We start from the raw sequence: 17,232 nt of genomic DNA, 5'->3' as shown, positions 1-17,232 counted from the left end.
ACCACTCCATGGATTCCCAGCGCCCCGTCCTGTACCGCAACGGCTCCGTCTACAGCCCAGCCGATCCCTTTGCCACCGCCATGCTCGTCGACGGGGGGACAGTCGCCTGGATCGGCGGTGAGCATGCCGCGGAGAACCTCGGAGGGCCCGGCGTCCGCACCGTCGACCTCGACGGTGCACTCATCGCCCCTGGCTTCGTCGACTCCCACTTCCATACCACCGAGACCGGTCTGGGACTTAGCTCGATCGACCTGTCCGCCTGCACCAGCCTTGCGGACCTGCTCGAGCGCGTCCACGCCGCGGCCGCGGCCCACGAGGGCCCGGTGTTCGGCCATGGCTGGGACGAGTCACGCTGGCCCGAGCGGCGCGTGCCGACGGCCGGCGAGCTGGATTCCGCCTCCGGCGGGCGCTCTGTCTACCTCACCCGGGCGGATGTGCATTCTGCCGTTGTGTCCGGGACCCTGGCGGCCTCCCTGGGCCTCGCGGCCCTCGACGGCTGGAACGACGGCTTCCTGGTGCGCGCCGCCCACACGGCGGCCCGGCTGGCCACCCGTGCCCTCGCCCCCGCCGACCGGGCCGCCCTGCAGCGCGCGGCCCTTGCCCATGCCGCCTCCCGCGGCATCGTCGCCGTCGTTGAAATGGCCGCTCCGCACATCTCCCCCCGGGAGGACCTTGAGGGCCTGCTCGCCCTCGCCACCGCGGACGGCGGCGCGGACCTGCCTGGGGTGATTCCCTACTGGGCCGAGGCCGTCTCCTCCCCGGAGGAGGTTCGGAGCCTGCTCGCCTCCTTCGATGGCCGCCTGGCGGGGCTCGCAGGGGACCTCAATGTCGACGGCTCGATCGGCTCGCGCACCGCGGCGCTGCGGGATCCCTACAGCGACGACCCGGGCAACCGCGGGCACGTCTTCCTCGATGCGCCGGCGGTCGGGGCGCACCTCACCGCCGCGACCACCGAGGGGGTGCAGGCAGGCTTCCACGTAATCGGCGACGCCGGGCTCGACGTCGTCCTCGCCGGCCTGGGGGAGGCCGAGCGGAGCCTGGGCATCGAGGCGGTGCGCCGCTCCCGCCACCGGCTCGAGCATGTCGAGATGGCCGACGACGCCGCCATCGCCGCCCTGGTCCACTTCGGGGTGACGGTCAGCGCCCAGCCGGTGTTCGACGCCCTCTGGGGGCACCCGGAGGGGCTGTATGAGCAGCGCCTCGGCGAGAGACGCCGGGTCGGCATGAACCGCTTTGGGTCCCTGCTGGCGGCCGGGGTGCCGGTCTCCATGGGCTCGGACAGCCCCGTCACGCCCCTTGACCCGTGGGCCTCGGTGCGGGCCTGCATCGACCACAGCAACCCGGCCGAGGCGGTTTCGGCGCGGGCGGCCTTTATTGCCCATACCCGGGCCGGCTGGCGGGCGGCGGGTGAGGTGAACCCGATGCTGGGCCAGCTCGCGCCGGGCTCGCCGGCCTCCTTCGCCGTCTGGCGGGTCGACGAACTCATGGTTCAGACACCCGACAACCGGGTGCAGTCCTGGAGCACGGATCCCCGGGCGGGGACCCCGCTGCTGCCGGCGCTGGACACCGAGAATCCGCCGCGCTGCATCGAGACCGTCCACTACGGCCGGACCCTGTTCTCCGAGGGCGGCGGAGGCGCCGCCTAGGCGCCCCGAGCCCGTCAGTCAAGAGATGACCGCAAACCGAAAATGCCCATTCTCCGGACCGGACGCTGACCTGCACCGAAAGATGTTTGCGCAGGTCAGAGGCACATTGACACCCCGCCCCCAGCACGTAAGCTGAGTTCCTACGGGTTGGAGCAACTCCTCGAGGACTGACCTGGCCGACCACCGGCGCAACACACCTCCCGTTCGGCTCAACCGCCGCATTGGTGGGGCGGTGACGGCATTCATCAAGAGCAGGCCCGCACGCCATCAGAGAACAGATCCGGTTCACCGTTTCTGGTACGAAGGCGGGCGGGCCTGCTCGATGGAAGGGGCTCCGCGCAGCCTCCGCCCGCCGGGCCGTACAGGTCGGTCGCCTATACTTGCCGTTTGACCTGGCAGGCACCAGCGGTCCTGCGTCTCCCCCCGGAAAGGCCCCCCTCGCTTGCGCGTTCTCACCATCATTCCAACCTTCAACGAGATCGAATCCCTCCCGCTGACACTGGGACGGCTACGGGAGGCAGTGCCCGCCTCCGACGTGCTGATCGTGGACGACAACAGCCCGGACGGCACCGGAGGTCTCGCGGATGAGGCGGCGGCGGCGGATCCCCAGGTGTTCGTGCTGCACCGCACCGGCAAGGTGGGGCTGGGGGCGGCCTACATCGCAGGGTTCCGCTGGGGCCTCGAACGCGGCTATGACGTCCTGGTCGAGATGGACGCCGATGGCTCCCACCGGCCGGAGCAGCTGCAGAGCCTGCTCGACGCCGTCGACGGTGCTGACCTGGTGATCGGTTCGCGCTGGGTTCCCGGCGGCAGCGTCGTCAACTGGCCGGCACACCGCAAGCTCCTGTCCCGGGCGGGCAGCACCTACTCCCGCCTCATGCTCGGCCTCTCCGTGCGGGACATCACCGCCGGCTTCCGGGCCTTCCGCCGCGGAACCCTTGAGAAGCTCGACCTGTCGGCGGTCGACTCGGTCGGGTACGGCTTCCAGGTGGACATGACGTTTCGGGTGGCCCGCCTCGGCCTGCGGATCGCCGAGGTGCCCATCACGTTCGTGGAGCGGGAGCTGGGCGCCTCGAAGATGAGCGGCAATATCGTGCTTGAGGCGATTGTCAACGTCACTCGGTGGGGCCTGGCGGCCCGGTGGCGGAAGCTGACCCGCCGCGACGGCTAGGCCGTCGCCCGGGCACAAAAAATGCCGGTGACCCCACCCGAAGGTGGCGTCACCGGCATCGGCCGGGAAGGACCCTGGCGTTGGACGGACCGGCGTTAGGCGGACCGGCGTTCGCCGCGGCGCTCACGCAGGATCGTCAGGCGGTCCTGGAGGATCTGCTCGAGTTCGTCGACGGAGCGGCGCTCAAGCAGCATGTCCCAGTGCGTACGCACCGGCTTGTCGTTAGAGGTGTCGGGGCGCTCCCCGTCCACCAGGAGCGCTTCCTTGCCGGTCTTGGAAACCCACACCGGTGGGATTTCCGCTTCGGCGGCGAACGTCACGAAGACGCGCTCCCCGTCCTCGCAGCGGTACTCAACCCGTTGGCGCGGAGCGGGCTCCACGCCCGATTCGGTTTCCATGCTTTGCGCTCCGAGGCGCATTCCGCGCAGGCTGCGATCGCTCATATTTTCTCCTACTCAACGAGTGGCTTCCGGCTGGGCCGGCACCGATCTGCGTGCACCACGGCCCGACCGCCGGTGAAGGCAGCATGAGGCCGAGATAGTACGCATACTGTATAACTCCGCATCAAGCGGGAATGTTCCTGCCGGGGATGAGAAATTCCGGCAAACCACCAACTATACCCGGATCCTGCGTCAGGCGTCACGTATCTGCGCATTTTGGTCGGCCGCCTGGCCGTTGGGGGAGTCCGACGTCGTCGTTCCGAGAACGCTGCCAAGTCCCTTCAGCGCGTCACCGATCTCGCTGGGGATGATCCACAGCTTGTTGGAGGAACCATCGGCGAGCTTCGGCAGGGTCTGCAGGTACTGGTAGGCGAGCAGCTTCGGTGTCGGGTTGCCCAGGTGGATCGCATCGAACACCTTCTGGATGGCCTGGGCCTCGCCGTCGGCGCGCAGGATCGCCGCCTTCGCGTCGCCCTCCGCGGCCAGGATGGCGGCCTGCCGCTGACCTTCGGCGGTGAGGATCGCGGACTGCTTCGTGCCCTCGGCGGTGAGGATCGCGGCGCGGCGGTCGCGCTCGGCCCGCATTTGCTTCTCCATTGAATCCTGGATGGAGTGGGGCGGATCGATGGCCTTCAGCTCAACCCGTGACACCCGGATGCCCCACTTGCCCGTCGCCTCATCGAGGACGCCACGCAGCTGCCCGTTGATCTGGTCCCGGGAGGTCAGCGCCTGCTCGAGGTTCAGCCCGCCGACGACGTTGCGCAGGGTGGTCGTGGTCAGCTGTTCGACCGCCTGAATGTAGTTCGCGATCTCGTAAGTCGCCGCCCGCGCATCGGTCACCTGGAAGTACACGACGGTGTCGATGGAGACCACCAGGTTGTCCTCCGTGATCACCGGCTGCGGAGGAAAGGAAACGACCTGTTCCCGCAGGTCGAGCAGTGGCAGCAGCCGGTCAACGAAGGGAATCAGGATGGTCAGTCCCGGCAGCAGGGTGCGCTGGTACTTGCCGAGTCGCTCCACCACTCCCGCCCGGGCCTGCGGGATGATCCGCACCGATTTCACCAGCACGATGAGAACGAAAAGGACAAGGACGATCAGGATGATTGTCAGTCCGATGGTCCCGGTGTCGCCGTTCATGGATCCCCTTTGATCGAGTGGACTGCGGGACCGCGGTGGGCCCGCTTGAAGATTACAGGTGGTCGGCGTTCGAATCGGGGCTCTCCGCCGCCGGCTCCACGACGGCGGTGGCCCCTTCGATGCGCGCCACGGCGAGCCGCGCACCGGCGGGCACCGAGATCCCGTCCAGGGTGCGGGCGGACCAGGTGTCCCCGCCGATCTTGACGGTCCCGGACGAGGAGGTGACGGTCTCGAGGGCGAGCGCCGGTTCGCCGATGAGGCGCTCGATGTTGGAGCGCTGGTCACCGGTGGCTGCCCGAAGGTGCCTCAGGGCGATGGGGCGGACCAGCAGGACCATCATGAGCGCCACGACGCAGAACGCCAGGCCCTGCAGGAAGAAGGAACCGGTTACGAAGGTGGCGATCAGGGCCGCGAGCGCCCCGACCGACAGCATGAGGAACATCAGGTCCAGCGTGAGCGTCTCGACCGCAGCGAGACCGAGGAACAGGACGAGCCAGAGAATCCAGGGGTTCTCCACCAGCCAACCAAACATCGCTTCCCCTCCCGGAACGGCGGGCGGCTCCGGCGGCAGGGCTGCTGTCGGATGTGCTGCTCATTGTGCCAAAGTGGGCGGGCAATACCTAGGCCCGGAGCCCCGCGCGGTCCGGTCGTTATCGATTTGAGAGTGTTGGCGGGCGCGGTGGGACACTTGAACGTGCTCCTTCGCCTCCTCACCTCTCCAAACCTGCTGCTGCGCCACCTCCGGCTGTACCTCGGATTGTTCCTTTACGGTGCCTCGATCGCGCTCATGGTCCGTGCAAACCTGGGCGCCTCGCCCTGGGATGTCTTCGGGCAGGGACTCGCACGGAGCACGGGCCTGAGTTTCGGTATCGCGACCGTGGTGATCAGCATCGGGGTGCTGCTGCTGTGGATTCCCATCCGCCAGCGTCCCGGCTGGGGGACGATCGCCAATACGGTCCTCGTTGGCCTTGCCGCCGACGTCGTCCTCCGGCTGCTCACCGCTCCGGACCATCTGGTCCTTCAGGGGCTCATGTTCACCGCCGGCCTGGTGCTGCTCGCCGTTGCGACGGCGCTGTATATCGGCGCAGGTATGGGGCCCGGCCCCCGGGACGGCCTGATGACCGGCCTGGTCCGACTGACGGGCTGGCCCGTGTGGACGGTCCGGGGATCGATCGAACTCGCGGTCGTCGTCGTGGGGTTCCTGCTGGGCGGCGTCGTGGGGCTCGGCACCGTCGTTTTCGCGTTGGCCATCGGTCCGCTCGTGCAACAGGCCCTGCGGGCGCTTCATGTTCCACTGCGCGGCAGCTCCGGTGGGAAGGCCTAGCGGGCGGGCCCGGCGGTCCGCTGGGCCGGTGAGGAGTGGCGGAACGCCTGGACGGTGAAGCGGGCGGTCACCGGGACCTCCCGGTCCAGCCCCTCGAGCAGGGCCGCAAGCTGCCGGGGTTCGAGGTGGCGTGCCGCCGGGCCCATGGCGGCCACGTCCGCGAGCTCCTCCGGGGACAGCCGCATCTCATGGACGACCTCCCGGCGCTCCACTTCGGTCAGGCGCCCCTCCAGGGACCCGGCGAGGTCCTGTGCCTTATCGGCCGGGACCTCGAGCATCGGGACCAGTCGGGCGGCCTCGCCAAGGTGACCGGGCAGCGGTGTCGCCACCACCAGCAGCCCTCCCGGGGAGAGCACACGGACGAACTCGTCGACATTGCGGGGCGCGAAGATATTGAGGAGCAGGTCCGCGCTGCCTGAGGACAGGGGGAGCGGCCGCCACAGGTCCCACACGAGCGCGATGCCGCCGGGCAGCTCGCGGGCGGCCCTGCGCAACGCGAACTTCGAGATATCGAGTGCGACCGGCAGCGCTCCGGGGAAGCGGTCGGCCAGGCCGCGCAGGTAGTAGCCGGTCCCGGCGCCGGCGTCAACGATCACGCCGGGTTCGGGCGCGTGCCGCTGTGCCGCCCCGGCGATCGCGTCCCTCAGGGGCGCGTAGTGTCCAGCGGCGAGGAACCTCGCCCGCGCCTCGACCATCGCGGCGCTGTCGGCTTCGAACGGCGTCCCCCTGCCGGTCAGCAGGTTGACATAGCCCTGCCGGGCGGCGTCGAACCGGTGCCCTGAAGCGCAGGCAAGGCCGCGCCCGTCCGGCCGGAGGAAGGATCCGCACACGGGGCACAGGAGCAGGGTCTCGGGCGCGGCGGGCATCCCACCATCCTAGGCGGAGCGGACTTCGACGCATTAGTCTCGGGTTGATGGAACCTGATCAGCTGAACCTCCTGCACTCCGTCGGCACCCCGACGCTCCATCCCGACGGCGGACGGGCGGTGTTCGCCGTAACCCGCCCCGATTTCGACGCCGACGCGTACGTGGGCCAGTTGTGGGAACTGCAGACGGAGTCGGGCTCGCACCGCCGCCTCAGCCGCGGCTTCCGCGACACCGCCCCCCAGTTCTCTCCGGACGGCTCGCTGCTGGGCTTCCTGCGGTCCCGTCCGGGCGATAAGCCGCAGCTGCACCTCATGGACGCCCGCGGCGGTGAGCCGTTGCAGGTCACCGACCAGCCCCTCGGCGTTGAGGACTTCCGCTTCGCCCCCGATTCGCGGTCGATCGTGTTCGTCGCCCGCGTGCCCGAGGCCGGCCGCTACGGCACCGTCGAGGGAGTCGGCGCTTCGGCCGAGGACCCGCGGCGGATCACCACCTTCCAGTACCGCGCCAACGGGCTCGGCTACACGGCCGACAAGCGCGCCCAGCTCTTCCTGGTCGATGTCCCAAGCCTCGAGGCAGAACCCTTCATCGAGCCCGTGGGCCGGGCCGCCAGGGACGCGGGTGCGGACCGTCCCGGCCCTCTGCCCGGGCCCGTCCAGCTCACCTCGGACCCGGCGGACCACAACAGCCCCCGGTTCACCGCCGACGGCACCCGGATCCTGTTCACCGCCGCCCTCAGCCCGGACGCCGATTCGACCCTGTCCAGCGAGGTGTATTCGGTCCGCCGGGACGGCACCGGCAGGGAGCAGCTGTCGGGGCTCTCAGCGGCCCGGCGGCTCGACTGCGCGGCGCCGGTCCAGAGCAGGGACGGCCGATGGCTCTTCTACCTCGCCGGTGAGCTCTCCGCCACCGGCCTCGACTTCGTGGCGCGCAATACCGGACTGTATGCCGCTCCGATGGACTCACCGGGGGAAGCCCGCCGGCTGACGGACGCCGAGACCGTTGACCTCGGCGAAGTCCTCGAGGTGGTCCCGCACGGGGACTCGTCGGTCCTGGTCATTCACCGCACCCGTGGCGCCTGCGGGCTGCTTGAGGTCGGCGCGGACGGCACGGCCTCCACCCTCGTCGATGGACCGGTCGTGGTGACCGGCGCTGCCTCCGCCGACGGCCGCGTCCTCGTAAGCTACACGGGCCCCGGCACGGCCGGCGATGCGGCGCTGGTGGACCCGGACGGGCTGCGGCCCCTCACCGATTTCTCCGCCGAACTGCGCGGCGCCACGACGGTCTCACCCGCGGTTGAAGAGATCTTCCCGGCGCCCGATGGGGCCCAGGTGCACGGGTGGGTGATCCTGCCCGAGGGGGAGGGCCCCCACCCGGTGCTGCTGAATATCCACGGGGGCCCCTTCTCCCAGTACGGCTGGGGCTACTTCGACGAAGCCCAGGTTTACGCCCGCGCCGGCTACGCCGTGCTGATGTGCAATCCGCGGGGGTCGGCCGGATACGGGCAGGAACACGGGCGGGTCATCAAGGAGGCGATGGGGACCCTCGACCTCCAGGACGTCCTGGCGTTCCTCGAGGGCGCCCTCGGCAAGTACGCCGCGATGGACGGCAGCCGGGTCGGCATTATGGGCGGCTCCTACGGCGGCTACCTCACCGCCTGGACCATCTCCCAGGACCACCGGTTTACCGCCGCCATCGTGGAGCGGGGATATCTCGACCCGTCGTCGTTCATCGGCTCCTCGGACATCGGCTGGTTCTTCTCCGACGAGTACACGGGCACCGACCCCGAGAAGGTGCGGGGCCAGAACCCCTTCGCCCAGATCGGCTCTGTGAACACACCGACCTTCGTGATCCATTCCGAGGAGGACCTGCGGTGCCCGGTCGAGCAGGCCCAGCGCTACTACACGGCGCTCAGGAAACAGGGCGTACCGACCGAACTCCTCCTGTTCCCGGGGGAAAACCACGAGCTCTCCCGCTCCGGCACCCCCTGGCACCGCCGCCAGCGGTTCGAACACATCCTTCGATGGTGGGCAAACTGGCTCCCCAGCGGGCGGAACCAGCCGGCGGACTCGGGCCCGGAGCGGTAAACCGGCGGGAGCAGCCGCCCGGTCCTAGAAGCCGAGGCCCCGGCGGGCCTCTTCCACCGACGGCTGGGCCCAGCGGCGCGTGTACTCGAGGTTGTCGGCCAGGGAGCGGGTCTCCGCCCGGTCCAGGTACAGAATGCCGTTGAGGTGGTCCGTCTCGTGCTGCACGATGCGCGCCGGCCAGCCGCCCAGGCGGGTCGTCACGCCCCGGCCGTCCGGCGTGGTGTACTCCAGCGAGACCTCCCGGTGCCGCTCCACCACGGCCTGGTAGCCGGGGACCGACAGGCACCCCTCGTAGAAGGATGCGGTGGCCGCGCCCGCCGCGGAATAGCGGGGGTTGATCATGGCAAAGAACGGCAGGGGAGTGCGGCCGCGTTCGATGGCGACGGCGTCGTCCTCCACCCCCTTGTCCTCCACGACGGCGATGCTCAGGGGGATACCCAGCTGCGGAGCGGCGAGTCCCACGCCGGGGGCGTGGTGCATCACCCGGCGCATCAGGGTGATCAGGGCCGCGAGGTCCGCGTCGCCCAGCTGGCCGTCGAAGGCCTGCGCCTGCATCCGCAGCACCGGGTGCCCGGCCCGGACGATCGGCGGCAGCTCCTGGCCCAGGATTGAGTGCACCAGGTCGTGGAGCTGGGAGGGTGAGTAGCTGGCAGCGGGCGCGGACGGTGTCTCCATGGACTCATCGTACGAGGAACTCATCCGGGGAGCTCCGGTCCCGCACCGCTCGGCGGCGAAAGCGTTCCGGCCGGTCCCGGGGAGGCACCAGCGCGGAGTCCGGCCAGGACGCCCCGCAGGTCCGCCACGACGGCCTCGGGTGCCCGTCCGGCGTCGATCACCGGGTGCCCGGCCTCCCGCGCCTGGGCCAGGTACGCCGAGCGGTACGCCTGCAGTTCGTCGAGGTTTTCGCTGTCCGTACCGCGCGCTGCGATGCGAAGCTGGGCCTGTTCGGCGGGCAGGTCGAGGAGCACGACGGCGTCGGGGCGTGGCAGCAGCCTCAGCACGACCCGCAGGAGGGCGCCGCGGTGCAGGCCCCGGGCGGCCCTGAGGGCGAGCTGGCAGTGAAGGTGCCGGTCCATAATCACCAGGCCGTCGAAGCGTGCGGCCTTCACGGAGTTCAGCAGCACGTTGAGCAGGCGCACCACCGTCTCGGCGGCGTCCATCAGCCGGGCCGGCGGCTGCACGCCGAACCGCCGGGTCCATCGGCTCAACGTCTTCCGCCCCGAGTAGTTGCCCAGCACCAGGACGTCGGTGCCCGGCGGCACGTGCGCGGCCAGTGCGTGCGCGGCCGTCGTTTTTCCCGCGCCGTCGATGCCGATCAGCACCAGGATCATGGGGGTCCTTTCAGGGACGCGCGGGCGGGGATGGCGAGCCGGGCGTCCCGGATTCTTCGCGGTGTTCCCTCCTAGGATGCGCCATGAAGCTGTGCCGGTGCTGGGTACACCTCGTCTGGCCCTCCCAACGGTCGGCCCTCCGGAGCTGAAGACCTCCGTGCCGCTGGCAGCCGGGCGTGTGCCGCAGTCCCGGATCACCAAAGCCCCTGCCGTCTAGGCCACGGCGAGGAAGCCGAGCACCCGGCGGGTGAGCAGTGCGGCTGCGGCGGTGTCGTAGGAGGGCAGTGAACTGTCGGCGAAGAGGTGCTCGGCGCCGGGATAGAGGAAAAGGCCGGCGTCGGCCGCTGCGCTGGTGAGGGCCCGGGCTGCGTCGAGGTCACCCCCGCCGGCGAAGAACGGGTCCTGCTCCATGGCGTGGACCTGGACCGGCACCCCCGCAGGCCATCCACCGAACTCGCCGACCGGGAGGCAGGAGTGCAGGAGGATGGCGCCCCGGGCGCCTCCGCGGGTCTGGGCCAACCGCTGCGCCGGCATCACCCCAAGGGAAAAGCCGAGGTAGACCAGCCCGGCAGGGAGATCGGCCGCAGCCTCGGCGCCCCGGCGCAGAACGGTGTCGAAGCCCAGCGTGCCTGCGTAGTCCAGGCCGTCGTCGAGGGAGTCGAAGATCCGGCCGTCGAACAGGTCCGGCGCGTGGACGGTATGGCCCGCGGCCCGGAGGGTGCCGGCAAACTCTTTCAGTCCGGCGGTCATCCCCTGGGCATGGTGGAACAGAAGGATCTCGGCCATGTCAGCTCTCCTGCCCGGCGGCCTGAATGATCCGCCACTATAGGCCGGTGTCTTACTGACGGGCAAGGCCGGTGCGGGCACAACGGCTGCTGCCCCTAGGCCGCCGGCTGGCGCGAACGGGCCCTGCGGAACAGGGTGCTCGCGGCGGCGATTGCGGCAATGAGGAGGGCGGTGCTGATCAGCTGGGTGCGGCTCGTTTCGGCGCTGAGCCCGACGGCGAAGATCGCGGCCAGGATGATCAGCGCGACGCCGGTGAGCCAGGGGAACCCCCTCATCCGCACCGGCAGGGGTGTGCCGGCGCGGTCCGCCCGCCGCCGAAGGATGATCTGCGACACGAGGGCGGAACCCCACACGACAAGGCAGGTTGACCCCAGGAGCTGAAAAAGGGCAGGCAGGATGCGTTCCGGGAACAACAGTTCGAGGACGGTTGCGGCGAAACCGAAGACCACCGAAACAGTCACCGCCCGCCGTGGCACCCGGGCAGGGCTCAGATGCTGGATGTACCGGGGTGCCTGCTCGCGCTCCGCCAGGGAGTAGATCATCCGCGAGGCTCCGTAGAGGTTCGCGTTGAGGGCCGAGAGCAGCGCCAGGACCGCCACGATGGTGATGGCGGTGCCCGCCCCCGGGATCCGCGCAGCGTCGAGGACCCCGTTGAACGGCGAGGCCAATGCCGGCGAGGTGGCGGGCAACACGAGAATGATCACCAGGACGGAACCGACATAGAACACGAGAATGCGCCACACCACGGTCCGGACGGCCCGACCGATGCTCCGGGAGGGGTTTTCGGTCTCGGCTGCGGCGACGCTGACGATCTCCGTGCCGCCGAAGGCGAAGATGACGATGAACAAGGCTGTAGCGACGCCCTCGAGCCCGGCGGGGGCGAAATCGGTGGTGAGGTTGGACAGTCCCGGTGACCGCACCCCGGGAAGCAGGTTCAGGACTAGGGCGGCGCCGATGGCGAGGAAGACGACAATCGCCGCGACCTTGAAGATTGCGAACCAGTATTCGAACCCGCCGAAGTTGCGCACGCCGGTGAGGTTGATGGCCGTGAAGAGGATCATGAACACCAGGGCCATCGCCCAGACCGGCAGGGCCGGCCAGATCGTCGAGAGCAGGGCGGCCGCGCCAAGGGCTTCGGCTGCGATCACCACCACGAGCTGGAACCACCACAGCCAGCCGATGGTCGACCCTACGGTCGGGCCCATCGCCTTTTCCGCGTAGACCGAGAACGCACCCCTGCTGGGATGGGCGGCGGCCATCTCACCGAGGGCCCACATCACCAGGATGATCAGCGTGCCGGCCACGAGGTACGAGATCAGGACGGCGGGGCCGGCTGCCTGGACTCCGGCCCCGGACCCGAGGAAGAGCCCCGCGCCGATGGCGCTTCCGAGGCCCATCATGGTCAGCTGCCGCTGCTTCATGAGCCGTGTCGCCCGAAGTGGTTGACGGTTTGCTGCTTCTCCTGGCGGGGTGGACATCGTTCCTTTCTATCCGACCTGCGGTGCCAGCGGCACATCGGGGGCGTATATGTCACGGGGGAGCCAAGGCCCGGTGCCGCAGGCGCCGGACTTGCCACCGGCGTGCGGTGCCGGTAGCAAGGAGGGAAGGATCGGGACTCCGGACGGTCCGGATGCCCGCGCGGCTGTTCTAACGTCCCGGCGGGCCCGCCCGCCGGGACGTGTTGAGGAGGGGATGGCAGTGGGCACGAGCGGAACGAACGCGCCGGTCTTCCTCGCGTGGCTATCCGGTCCGTTGGCCGTGGCCGCCGGGCTCGCGGCGCATGCTGCCTCCGGCAGCCAGGCGCCGGCGCTGGCCCTGCTGCTGACCCTCACGGCCCTGCTGGGCCTCGCGGCTTCAATGCTGTCGCGGCTGCAGCTGCCCGGGGGGTTGATTCTGGTGCTGTGCGGGCTGACCCAGCAGCTTCTGCATTTTGCCTTCAGCGCGTTCGTTGGCGGATCGGCCGTCGTTGTGCCCGCCCACGGTCACGGTGCCGTCGGCGGGGCGGACGGTCAGTCCACTGCATTAGTGGTGCCGGGGCAGGATCTTCACTCCATGGTGTACGCGCACGCGGCGGCCGCCCTTCTGACGGCGTTGCCTGCGGCCCGCGGGACCGCGATGCTGTCGTGGGCCCGTGCACGCGTCCACTGGCGCCCGCGTTCCGGCCACCCCGTCGACGGTGTACGGCTCCCCCTGCCGCTTCCCGAATCAGGAAAGGCGGAACCCCGAAAGGCGGGACCGGCGGCGCCGTACCGGGCCGAGTGAGGGTCCTCCGCCGCCTGCCGCGGGACGGCCTAACCAGCTGCACATTGGCCGACCCACTCCGGCGGGCGGGGCTGTTCCCCACCTGTTCGGCCGGGTAGTCTCGGGGAGGCGGCCCGGCAGTCCGGTCCGTGCCGGCCGGCGGCAGGGCACGCGCCTCCTCGTCCGCCCCACCGAAGCCCCACTTTTTGACAGGCACCCGGCAGGTGCAGGCAGCCGAGGGCCCCGCAGACAGGAAAGGGAAGCTGCCGCCGCCGGGCAGCCCCGGAAAGGAAACCATGCGCGCAACCTTGATGTACGGAGCCGGAGATGTCCGGGTGGAGAATGTTCCCGACGCGACCCTGGAGAAGAGCACCGACGCCGTCGTCCGCGTGCTGGTCTCGTGTATCTGCGGCAGCGACCTCTGGCCGTACGGCTCGATGAAGCCCAATACTGCCGGCCACCGGATGGGGCACGAGTTCATCGGGGTCGTAGAGGACGCCGGCCGCGACGTTGCCTCGGTCAAGCGCGGGGACGTGGTGATCGCACCGTTCGTGTGGTCGGACGGCACATGCGACTTCTGCCAGGCGGGCCTGCAGACCTCCTGCCGGCACGGAGGCAACTGGGGCAATCCCGACGCCGGCCAGGGGGAGGCGGCCCGGATTCCGCAGGCCGACGGAACCCTCGTGAAGGTGCCGGTCCCCGAGGACTCGGACCTCCTCCCGGCGCTCCTGACGCTTTCGGACGTGATGTGCACCGGCCATCACAGTGCGGTGACGGCGAAGGTCGGGAAGGGATCCACTGTGACCGTGATCGGCGATGGAGCGGTGGGGCTGTCCGCCGTCATCGCGGCCAAGCGGCTCGGTGCCGAGCAGATTATCCTGATGGGCCGCCATCAGGCGCGGACCGATCTGGGAAGGGACTTTGGAGCCACCGAGATTGTGTCCGAACGGGGCGAGGAAGGTGCCGCCCGGGTAAAGGAACTGACCGGGGAAGACGGCACCCATGCCGTCCTCGAGTGCGTCGGCACCCTGCCGGCCATCGAGACGGCCTTCGCCGCGGTGCGCGACGGCGGCTCAGTCAGCCGGGTCGGGGTGCCTCAGTACAGGGACGTGCCGATGCCGTCGGTATTCATGCGGAACGTCTCCCTGACCGGCGGCGTCGCACCGGCGCGTGCCTACATTGAGGAACTCCTTCCGGAGGTGCTCGACGGCAGGATCCAGCCCGGTCGGGTGTTCGACCGCACCGTGAAACTTGACAATATTGCTGAAGGCTACCGGGCCATGGCGGAGCGGGAGGCGCTCAAGGTGCTCGTCCGCCCCTGACCCCGTGCATCGATGGCCCGGGAGACCCGCCCGGCACCGGTCGGCAGGGCCGGCCCGTGGTGCCCGGCCCACTTCAGCAGGCTGGTTAGATTGACCCAGACGACGCCGGAGACCGTTCCAACGGCCCGCTTTACAGACGGAGAATCAGCATGAGCATGGCGAACACCGACGCGCAGCCGCTCCACCAGGCAGACCGCCACGATGTGATCCGTGTCCGGGGCGCGCGGGAGAACAACCTCAAGAATCTCAGCATCGACATCCCGAAGCGCCGGCTGACGGTATTTACAGGTATTTCCGGCTCGGGCAAGAGCTCCCTGGTGTTCGGCACCATTGCGGCGGAGTCCCAGCGCATGATCAATGAGACCTACAGCGCGTTCGTGCAGGGGTTCATGCCGACCCTCGCCCGACCCGACGTCGACGTGCTCGACGGACTGACCACGGCCATCATCGTCGACCAGGAGCGGATGGGCGCCAATCCCCGCTCCACCGTCGGGACGGCCACCGATGTCAATGCGATGCTGCGCATTGTCTTCAGCCGCCTCGGGCAGCCGCACATCGGCTCGCCGCAGGCGTTCTCCTTCAATGTCGCCTCGATCAGCGGATCGGGTGCCGTGACACTTGAGCGCGGTGGAACGACCATGAAGGAGCGGCGGAGCTTCAGCGTCACCGGCGGTATGTGCCCGCGCTGCGAGGGGATGGGATCGGTCACCGACTTCGACCTGACGCAGCTCTACGACGACAGCAAGTCGCTCAGCGGGGGCGCACTGACCATCCCCGGGTACAGCGTGGACGGGTGGTACGGCCGCATCTTCAGCAGTTCCGGTTTCTTCGACGCGGACAAGCCGATCCGGAAGTTCACGAAGCGCGAGCTGCACGACCTGCTCTACAAGGAGCCGACCAAGATCAAGGTCGACAACATCAACCTCACGTACGAGGGCCTGATCCCGAAGATCCAGAAGTCCCTGCTCGCCAAGGACCGGGAGGCCATGCAGCCGCACATCCGGGCCTTCGTGGACCGTGCGGTGACCTTCACCACCTGTCCAGAGTGCGACGGCACCCGGCTCAGCGGGGCCGCCCGGTCGTCGAAGATCCGGGGGATCAGCATCGCCGACGCCTGCGCCCTGCAGATCAGTGACCTCGCCGAATGGGTGCGGGGGCTGGATGAGCCCTCGGTGGCCCCGCTGCTGACGGCCCTGGGGGAGACCCTCGACTCGTTCGTCGAGATCGGCCTTGGCTACCTCAGCCTCGACCGGTCGACCGGGACGCTGTCCGGAGGCGAGTCGCAGCGGACCAAGATGATCCGCCACCTGGGGTCCTCGCTGACGGATGTCACCTATGTCTTTGACGAGCCGACCATCGGACTCCACCCGCACGACATCCAGCGCATGAACGCCCTGCTGCTGCGCCTGCGCGACAAGGGCAACACCGTGCTGGTGGTTGAGCACAAGCCGGAGGCAATCGTCGTTGCCGACCATGTCGTGGACCTCGGCCCCGGCGCCGGCACCGCGGGCGGCAACGTCTGCTTCGAGGGCACCGTGGAGGGGCTGCGGGTAAGCGACACCCTCACCGGCCGCCACTTCGACGACCGGGCCGCCCTCAAGGAGTCGGTCCGGGCATCGAACGGGGCATTGGAGATCCGGGGCGCCACCGCGCACAACCTGCGCGGGGTCGACGTCGACATTCCGCTGGGGGTCCTCGTGGTCGTCACCGGGGTCGCCGGCTCGGGCAAGAGCTCGCTGATCGCCGGGTCGGTGTCCGGGCGGGACGGGGTGGTCTCCGTTGACCAGGCGGCGATCCGGGGCTCGCGGCGCAGCAACCCCGCCACCTACACCGGGCTGCTCGAACCCATCCGCAAGGCCTTCGCCAAGGCGAACGGGGTCAAGCCCGCGCTGTTCAGCGCCAATTCCGAGGGCGCCTGCCCGACCTGCAACGGCGCCGGAGTCATCTACACCGACCTGGCAATGATGGCCGGCGTCGCCACCACCTGCGAGGAATGCGAGGGCAAGCGGTTCCAGGCGTCGGTGCTCGAATACCACCTCGGAGGGAAGAACATCAGCGAGGTGCTGGCCATGCCGGTGAGCGAGGCCGCGGAGTTCTTCGGCGCCGGGGAGGCGCGCACACCGGCCGCTCACGCGATCCTTTCCCGGCTCGCCGACGTCGGCCTGGGCTACCTCAGCCTGGGCCAGCCGCTCACCACGCTCTCGGGCGGCGAGCGGCAGCGGCTCAAGCTGGCCACCCAGATGGCCGACAAGGGCGGGATCTACGTCCTCGACGAGCCGACCACCGGCCTTCACTTGGCCGACGTCGAGAACCTGCTGGGCCTTCTGGACCGGCTTGTCGATTCCGGCAAGTCGGTCATCGTCATCGAGCATCACCAGGCGGTCATGGCCCATGCCGACTGGATCATCGACCTCGGTCCGGGCGCCGGGCACGACGGCGGCCGGATTGTCTTCGAGGGCACGCCGGCGGACCTCGTCGCCCGGCGCCCGACCCTCACCGGCGAGCATCTGGCGGCCTACGTCGGCGCCTGAGCGGAGATCCTCCGCCGCGACGCCGCCACCGGGCGGGCGTCAGGAGGTAAGACTCGAAATCGCCCTCGTGGCAGGCGGCGCGGGACGACCCGGGGGACCGGACGCGACCTGCGGTGCCGGGGGAGTAGCACCACCTGTGTTATCCCTTGTCCATGAGGTCTTAGGCGAAGATGAAGAAGCAGGAGGCGGCCGCGGCGCTGGCCGAGTTCCTCGACGAGCGGCCGCAGGCGCTGGAGCATCTCACCCAGCTCCTGGCCGGGCGCTCAGTGGATTCCGTGGACCTTGACGGGAAGGTTGAAAGCCTGATTCCCGCTCTGGCGCTGGGTGAAACAGTTTATTGACAGTGCGGACGG

16 protein-coding genes are annotated in these 17,232 nt (G+C 69.5%); 8 read left to right on the top strand and 8 right to left on the bottom strand.

Going from position 1 to position 17,232, the window contains the following annotated elements; genetic code table 11:
- The first annotated feature begins 8 nt into the window (after positions 1-8).
- Positions 9-1,646: an amidohydrolase gene (locus E2F48_RS02660; protein WP_133402433.1), complete on the top strand. Its 1,638-nt coding sequence runs from the start codon at positions 9-11 to the stop codon at positions 1,644-1,646.
- 442 nt (positions 1,647-2,088) lie between these two features.
- Positions 2,089-2,817 carry a polyprenol monophosphomannose synthase gene (locus E2F48_RS02655; protein ID WP_133402432.1) on the top strand — a complete coding sequence of 243 codons (729 nt, stop codon included), beginning with the start codon at positions 2,089-2,091 and terminating at the stop codon, positions 2,815-2,817.
- Positions 2,818-2,912: 95 nt separating this feature from the next.
- On the opposite strand, the gene E2F48_RS02650 is transcribed toward E2F48_RS02655, so the two are convergent.
- The 3 genes from E2F48_RS02650 to E2F48_RS02640 all read right to left on the bottom strand — a co-directional run bounded on the left by E2F48_RS02650 (position 2,913) and on the right by E2F48_RS02640 (position 4,926).
- On the bottom strand, positions 2,913-3,260 hold the full coding sequence (locus E2F48_RS02650; protein ID WP_120168085.1) for an RNA polymerase-binding protein RbpA: 348 nt from the start codon (positions 3,258-3,260) through the stop codon (positions 2,913-2,915).
- A gap of 189 nt (positions 3,261-3,449) precedes the next feature.
- Positions 3,450-4,394 (bottom strand): SPFH domain-containing protein, encoded by a 945-nt coding sequence (locus E2F48_RS02645; protein ID WP_133402431.1) that lies wholly within the window; start codon positions 4,392-4,394, stop codon positions 3,450-3,452.
- A 52-nt stretch (positions 4,395-4,446) separates the two neighbouring features.
- Positions 4,447-4,926 carry an NfeD family protein gene (locus tag E2F48_RS02640; protein WP_133402430.1) on the bottom strand — a complete coding sequence of 160 codons (480 nt, stop codon included), beginning with the start codon at positions 4,924-4,926 and terminating at the stop codon, positions 4,447-4,449.
- Between the two features lie 162 nt (positions 4,927-5,088).
- Here E2F48_RS02640 and yczE point away from each other — a divergent pair, with 162 nt between their 5' ends.
- Complete coding sequence (yczE, locus tag E2F48_RS02635; protein WP_133402704.1) at positions 5,089-5,718, top strand: membrane protein YczE; 630 nt, start codon at positions 5,089-5,091, stop codon at positions 5,716-5,718.
- Here the strand turns inward: yczE and E2F48_RS02630 are convergent.
- On the bottom strand, positions 5,715-6,584 hold the full coding sequence (locus tag E2F48_RS02630; RefSeq protein WP_133402429.1) for a putative RNA methyltransferase: 870 nt from the start codon (positions 6,582-6,584) through the stop codon (positions 5,715-5,717). The two genes, yczE and E2F48_RS02630, sit on opposite strands and share 4 nt — an antisense overlap.
- Before the next feature lie 47 nt (positions 6,585-6,631).
- On the opposite strand from E2F48_RS02630, the gene E2F48_RS02625 reads away from it, so the two are divergent.
- On the top strand, positions 6,632-8,668 hold the full coding sequence (locus E2F48_RS02625; RefSeq protein ID WP_133402428.1) for a S9 family peptidase: 2,037 nt from the start codon (positions 6,632-6,634) through the stop codon (positions 8,666-8,668).
- 24 nt (positions 8,669-8,692) lie between these two features.
- Here the strand turns inward: E2F48_RS02625 and E2F48_RS02620 are convergent, their stop codons facing one another.
- The 4 genes from E2F48_RS02620 to E2F48_RS02605 all read right to left on the bottom strand — a co-directional run bounded on the left by E2F48_RS02620 (position 8,693) and on the right by E2F48_RS02605 (position 12,206).
- The gene (locus tag E2F48_RS02620) at positions 8,693-9,343 is read right to left on the bottom strand and encodes a peptide deformylase (protein WP_133402427.1); all 651 of its coding nucleotides are present in this window, start codon (positions 9,341-9,343) and stop codon (positions 8,693-8,695) included.
- A 20-nt stretch (positions 9,344-9,363) separates the two neighbouring features.
- On the bottom strand, positions 9,364-9,999 hold the full coding sequence (locus E2F48_RS02615) for an AAA family ATPase (protein ID WP_133402426.1): 636 nt from the start codon (positions 9,997-9,999) through the stop codon (positions 9,364-9,366).
- Positions 10,000-10,212: 213 nt separating this feature from the next.
- A complete protein-coding gene (locus E2F48_RS02610) occupies positions 10,213-10,785 on the bottom strand; it encodes a dienelactone hydrolase family protein (RefSeq protein ID WP_133402425.1) in 573 nt (190 codons plus the stop codon).
- Between the two features lie 95 nt (positions 10,786-10,880).
- On the bottom strand, positions 10,881-12,206 hold the full coding sequence (locus E2F48_RS02605; RefSeq protein WP_246018487.1) for an amino acid permease: 1,326 nt from the start codon (positions 12,204-12,206) through the stop codon (positions 10,881-10,883).
- A gap of 271 nt (positions 12,207-12,477) precedes the next feature.
- Here E2F48_RS02605 and E2F48_RS02600 point away from each other — a divergent pair, with 271 nt between their 5' ends.
- The 4 genes from E2F48_RS02600 to E2F48_RS17235 all read left to right on the top strand — a co-directional run bounded on the left by E2F48_RS02600 (position 12,478) and on the right by E2F48_RS17235 (position 17,220).
- Entirely contained in the window at positions 12,478-13,047 is a 570-nt protein-coding gene (locus E2F48_RS02600; protein WP_133402424.1) for a hypothetical protein, read from the top strand.
- A 275-nt stretch (positions 13,048-13,322) separates the two neighbouring features.
- Positions 13,323-14,348 carry a zinc-dependent alcohol dehydrogenase family protein gene (locus E2F48_RS02595; RefSeq protein WP_133402423.1) on the top strand — a complete coding sequence of 342 codons (1,026 nt, stop codon included), beginning with the start codon at positions 13,323-13,325 and terminating at the stop codon, positions 14,346-14,348.
- A gap of 149 nt (positions 14,349-14,497) precedes the next feature.
- Positions 14,498-16,879 (top strand): ATP-binding cassette domain-containing protein, encoded by a 2,382-nt coding sequence (locus E2F48_RS02590; protein ID WP_133402422.1) that lies wholly within the window; start codon positions 14,498-14,500, stop codon positions 16,877-16,879.
- 170 nt (positions 16,880-17,049) lie between these two features.
- On the top strand, positions 17,050-17,220 hold the full coding sequence (locus E2F48_RS17235) for a hypothetical protein (protein ID WP_165968669.1): 171 nt from the start codon (positions 17,050-17,052) through the stop codon (positions 17,218-17,220).
- The last annotated feature ends 12 nt before the right edge of the window (positions 17,221-17,232 follow it).

Source organism: Arthrobacter crusticola, assembly GCF_004357995.1.
In the GTDB taxonomy this organism is placed as follows: Bacteria; Actinomycetota; Actinomycetes; order Actinomycetales; family Micrococcaceae; genus Arthrobacter_D; species Arthrobacter_D crusticola.
The sequence above is the reverse complement of the archived record's forward strand: the minus strand, read 5'-3'. Positions and strand labels throughout refer to the sequence as shown.

What these genes read in the sequence shown, in the direction of transcription:
- E2F48_RS02660 (WP_133402433.1), top strand. Translation starts at nt 9, where the DNA reads ATGGATTCCCAGCGCCCCGTCCTGTACCGCAACGGCTCCGTCTACAGC.
- E2F48_RS02650 (WP_120168085.1), bottom strand. Translation starts at nt 3,260, where the DNA reads ATGAGCGATCGCAGCCTGCGCGGAATGCGCCTCGGAGCGCAAAGCATG.
- E2F48_RS02645 (WP_133402431.1), bottom strand. Translation starts at nt 4,394, where the DNA reads ATGAACGGCGACACCGGGACCATCGGACTGACAATCATCCTGATCGTC.
- E2F48_RS02640 (WP_133402430.1), bottom strand. Translation starts at nt 4,926, where the DNA reads ATGTTTGGTTGGCTGGTGGAGAACCCCTGGATTCTCTGGCTCGTCCTG.
- E2F48_RS02630 (WP_133402429.1), bottom strand. Translation starts at nt 6,584, where the DNA reads ATGCCCGCCGCGCCCGAGACCCTGCTCCTGTGCCCCGTGTGCGGATCC.
- E2F48_RS02625 (WP_133402428.1), top strand. Translation starts at nt 6,632, where the DNA reads ATGGAACCTGATCAGCTGAACCTCCTGCACTCCGTCGGCACCCCGACG.
- E2F48_RS02620 (WP_133402427.1), bottom strand. Translation starts at nt 9,343, where the DNA reads ATGGAGACACCGTCCGCGCCCGCTGCCAGCTACTCACCCTCCCAGCTC.
- E2F48_RS02615 (WP_133402426.1), bottom strand. Translation starts at nt 9,999, where the DNA reads ATGATCCTGGTGCTGATCGGCATCGACGGCGCGGGAAAAACGACGGCC.
- E2F48_RS02610 (WP_133402425.1), bottom strand. Translation starts at nt 10,785, where the DNA reads ATGGCCGAGATCCTTCTGTTCCACCATGCCCAGGGGATGACCGCCGGA.
- E2F48_RS02605 (WP_246018487.1), bottom strand. Translation starts at nt 12,206, where the DNA reads ATGAAGCAGCGGCAGCTGACCATGATGGGCCTCGGAAGCGCCATCGGC.
- E2F48_RS02600 (WP_133402424.1), top strand. Translation starts at nt 12,478, where the DNA reads ATGGCAGTGGGCACGAGCGGAACGAACGCGCCGGTCTTCCTCGCGTGG.
- E2F48_RS02595 (WP_133402423.1), top strand. Translation starts at nt 13,323, where the DNA reads ATGCGCGCAACCTTGATGTACGGAGCCGGAGATGTCCGGGTGGAGAAT.
- E2F48_RS02590 (WP_133402422.1), top strand. Translation starts at nt 14,498, where the DNA reads ATGAGCATGGCGAACACCGACGCGCAGCCGCTCCACCAGGCAGACCGC.
- E2F48_RS17235 (WP_165968669.1), top strand. Translation starts at nt 17,050, where the DNA reads ATGAAGAAGCAGGAGGCGGCCGCGGCGCTGGCCGAGTTCCTCGACGAG.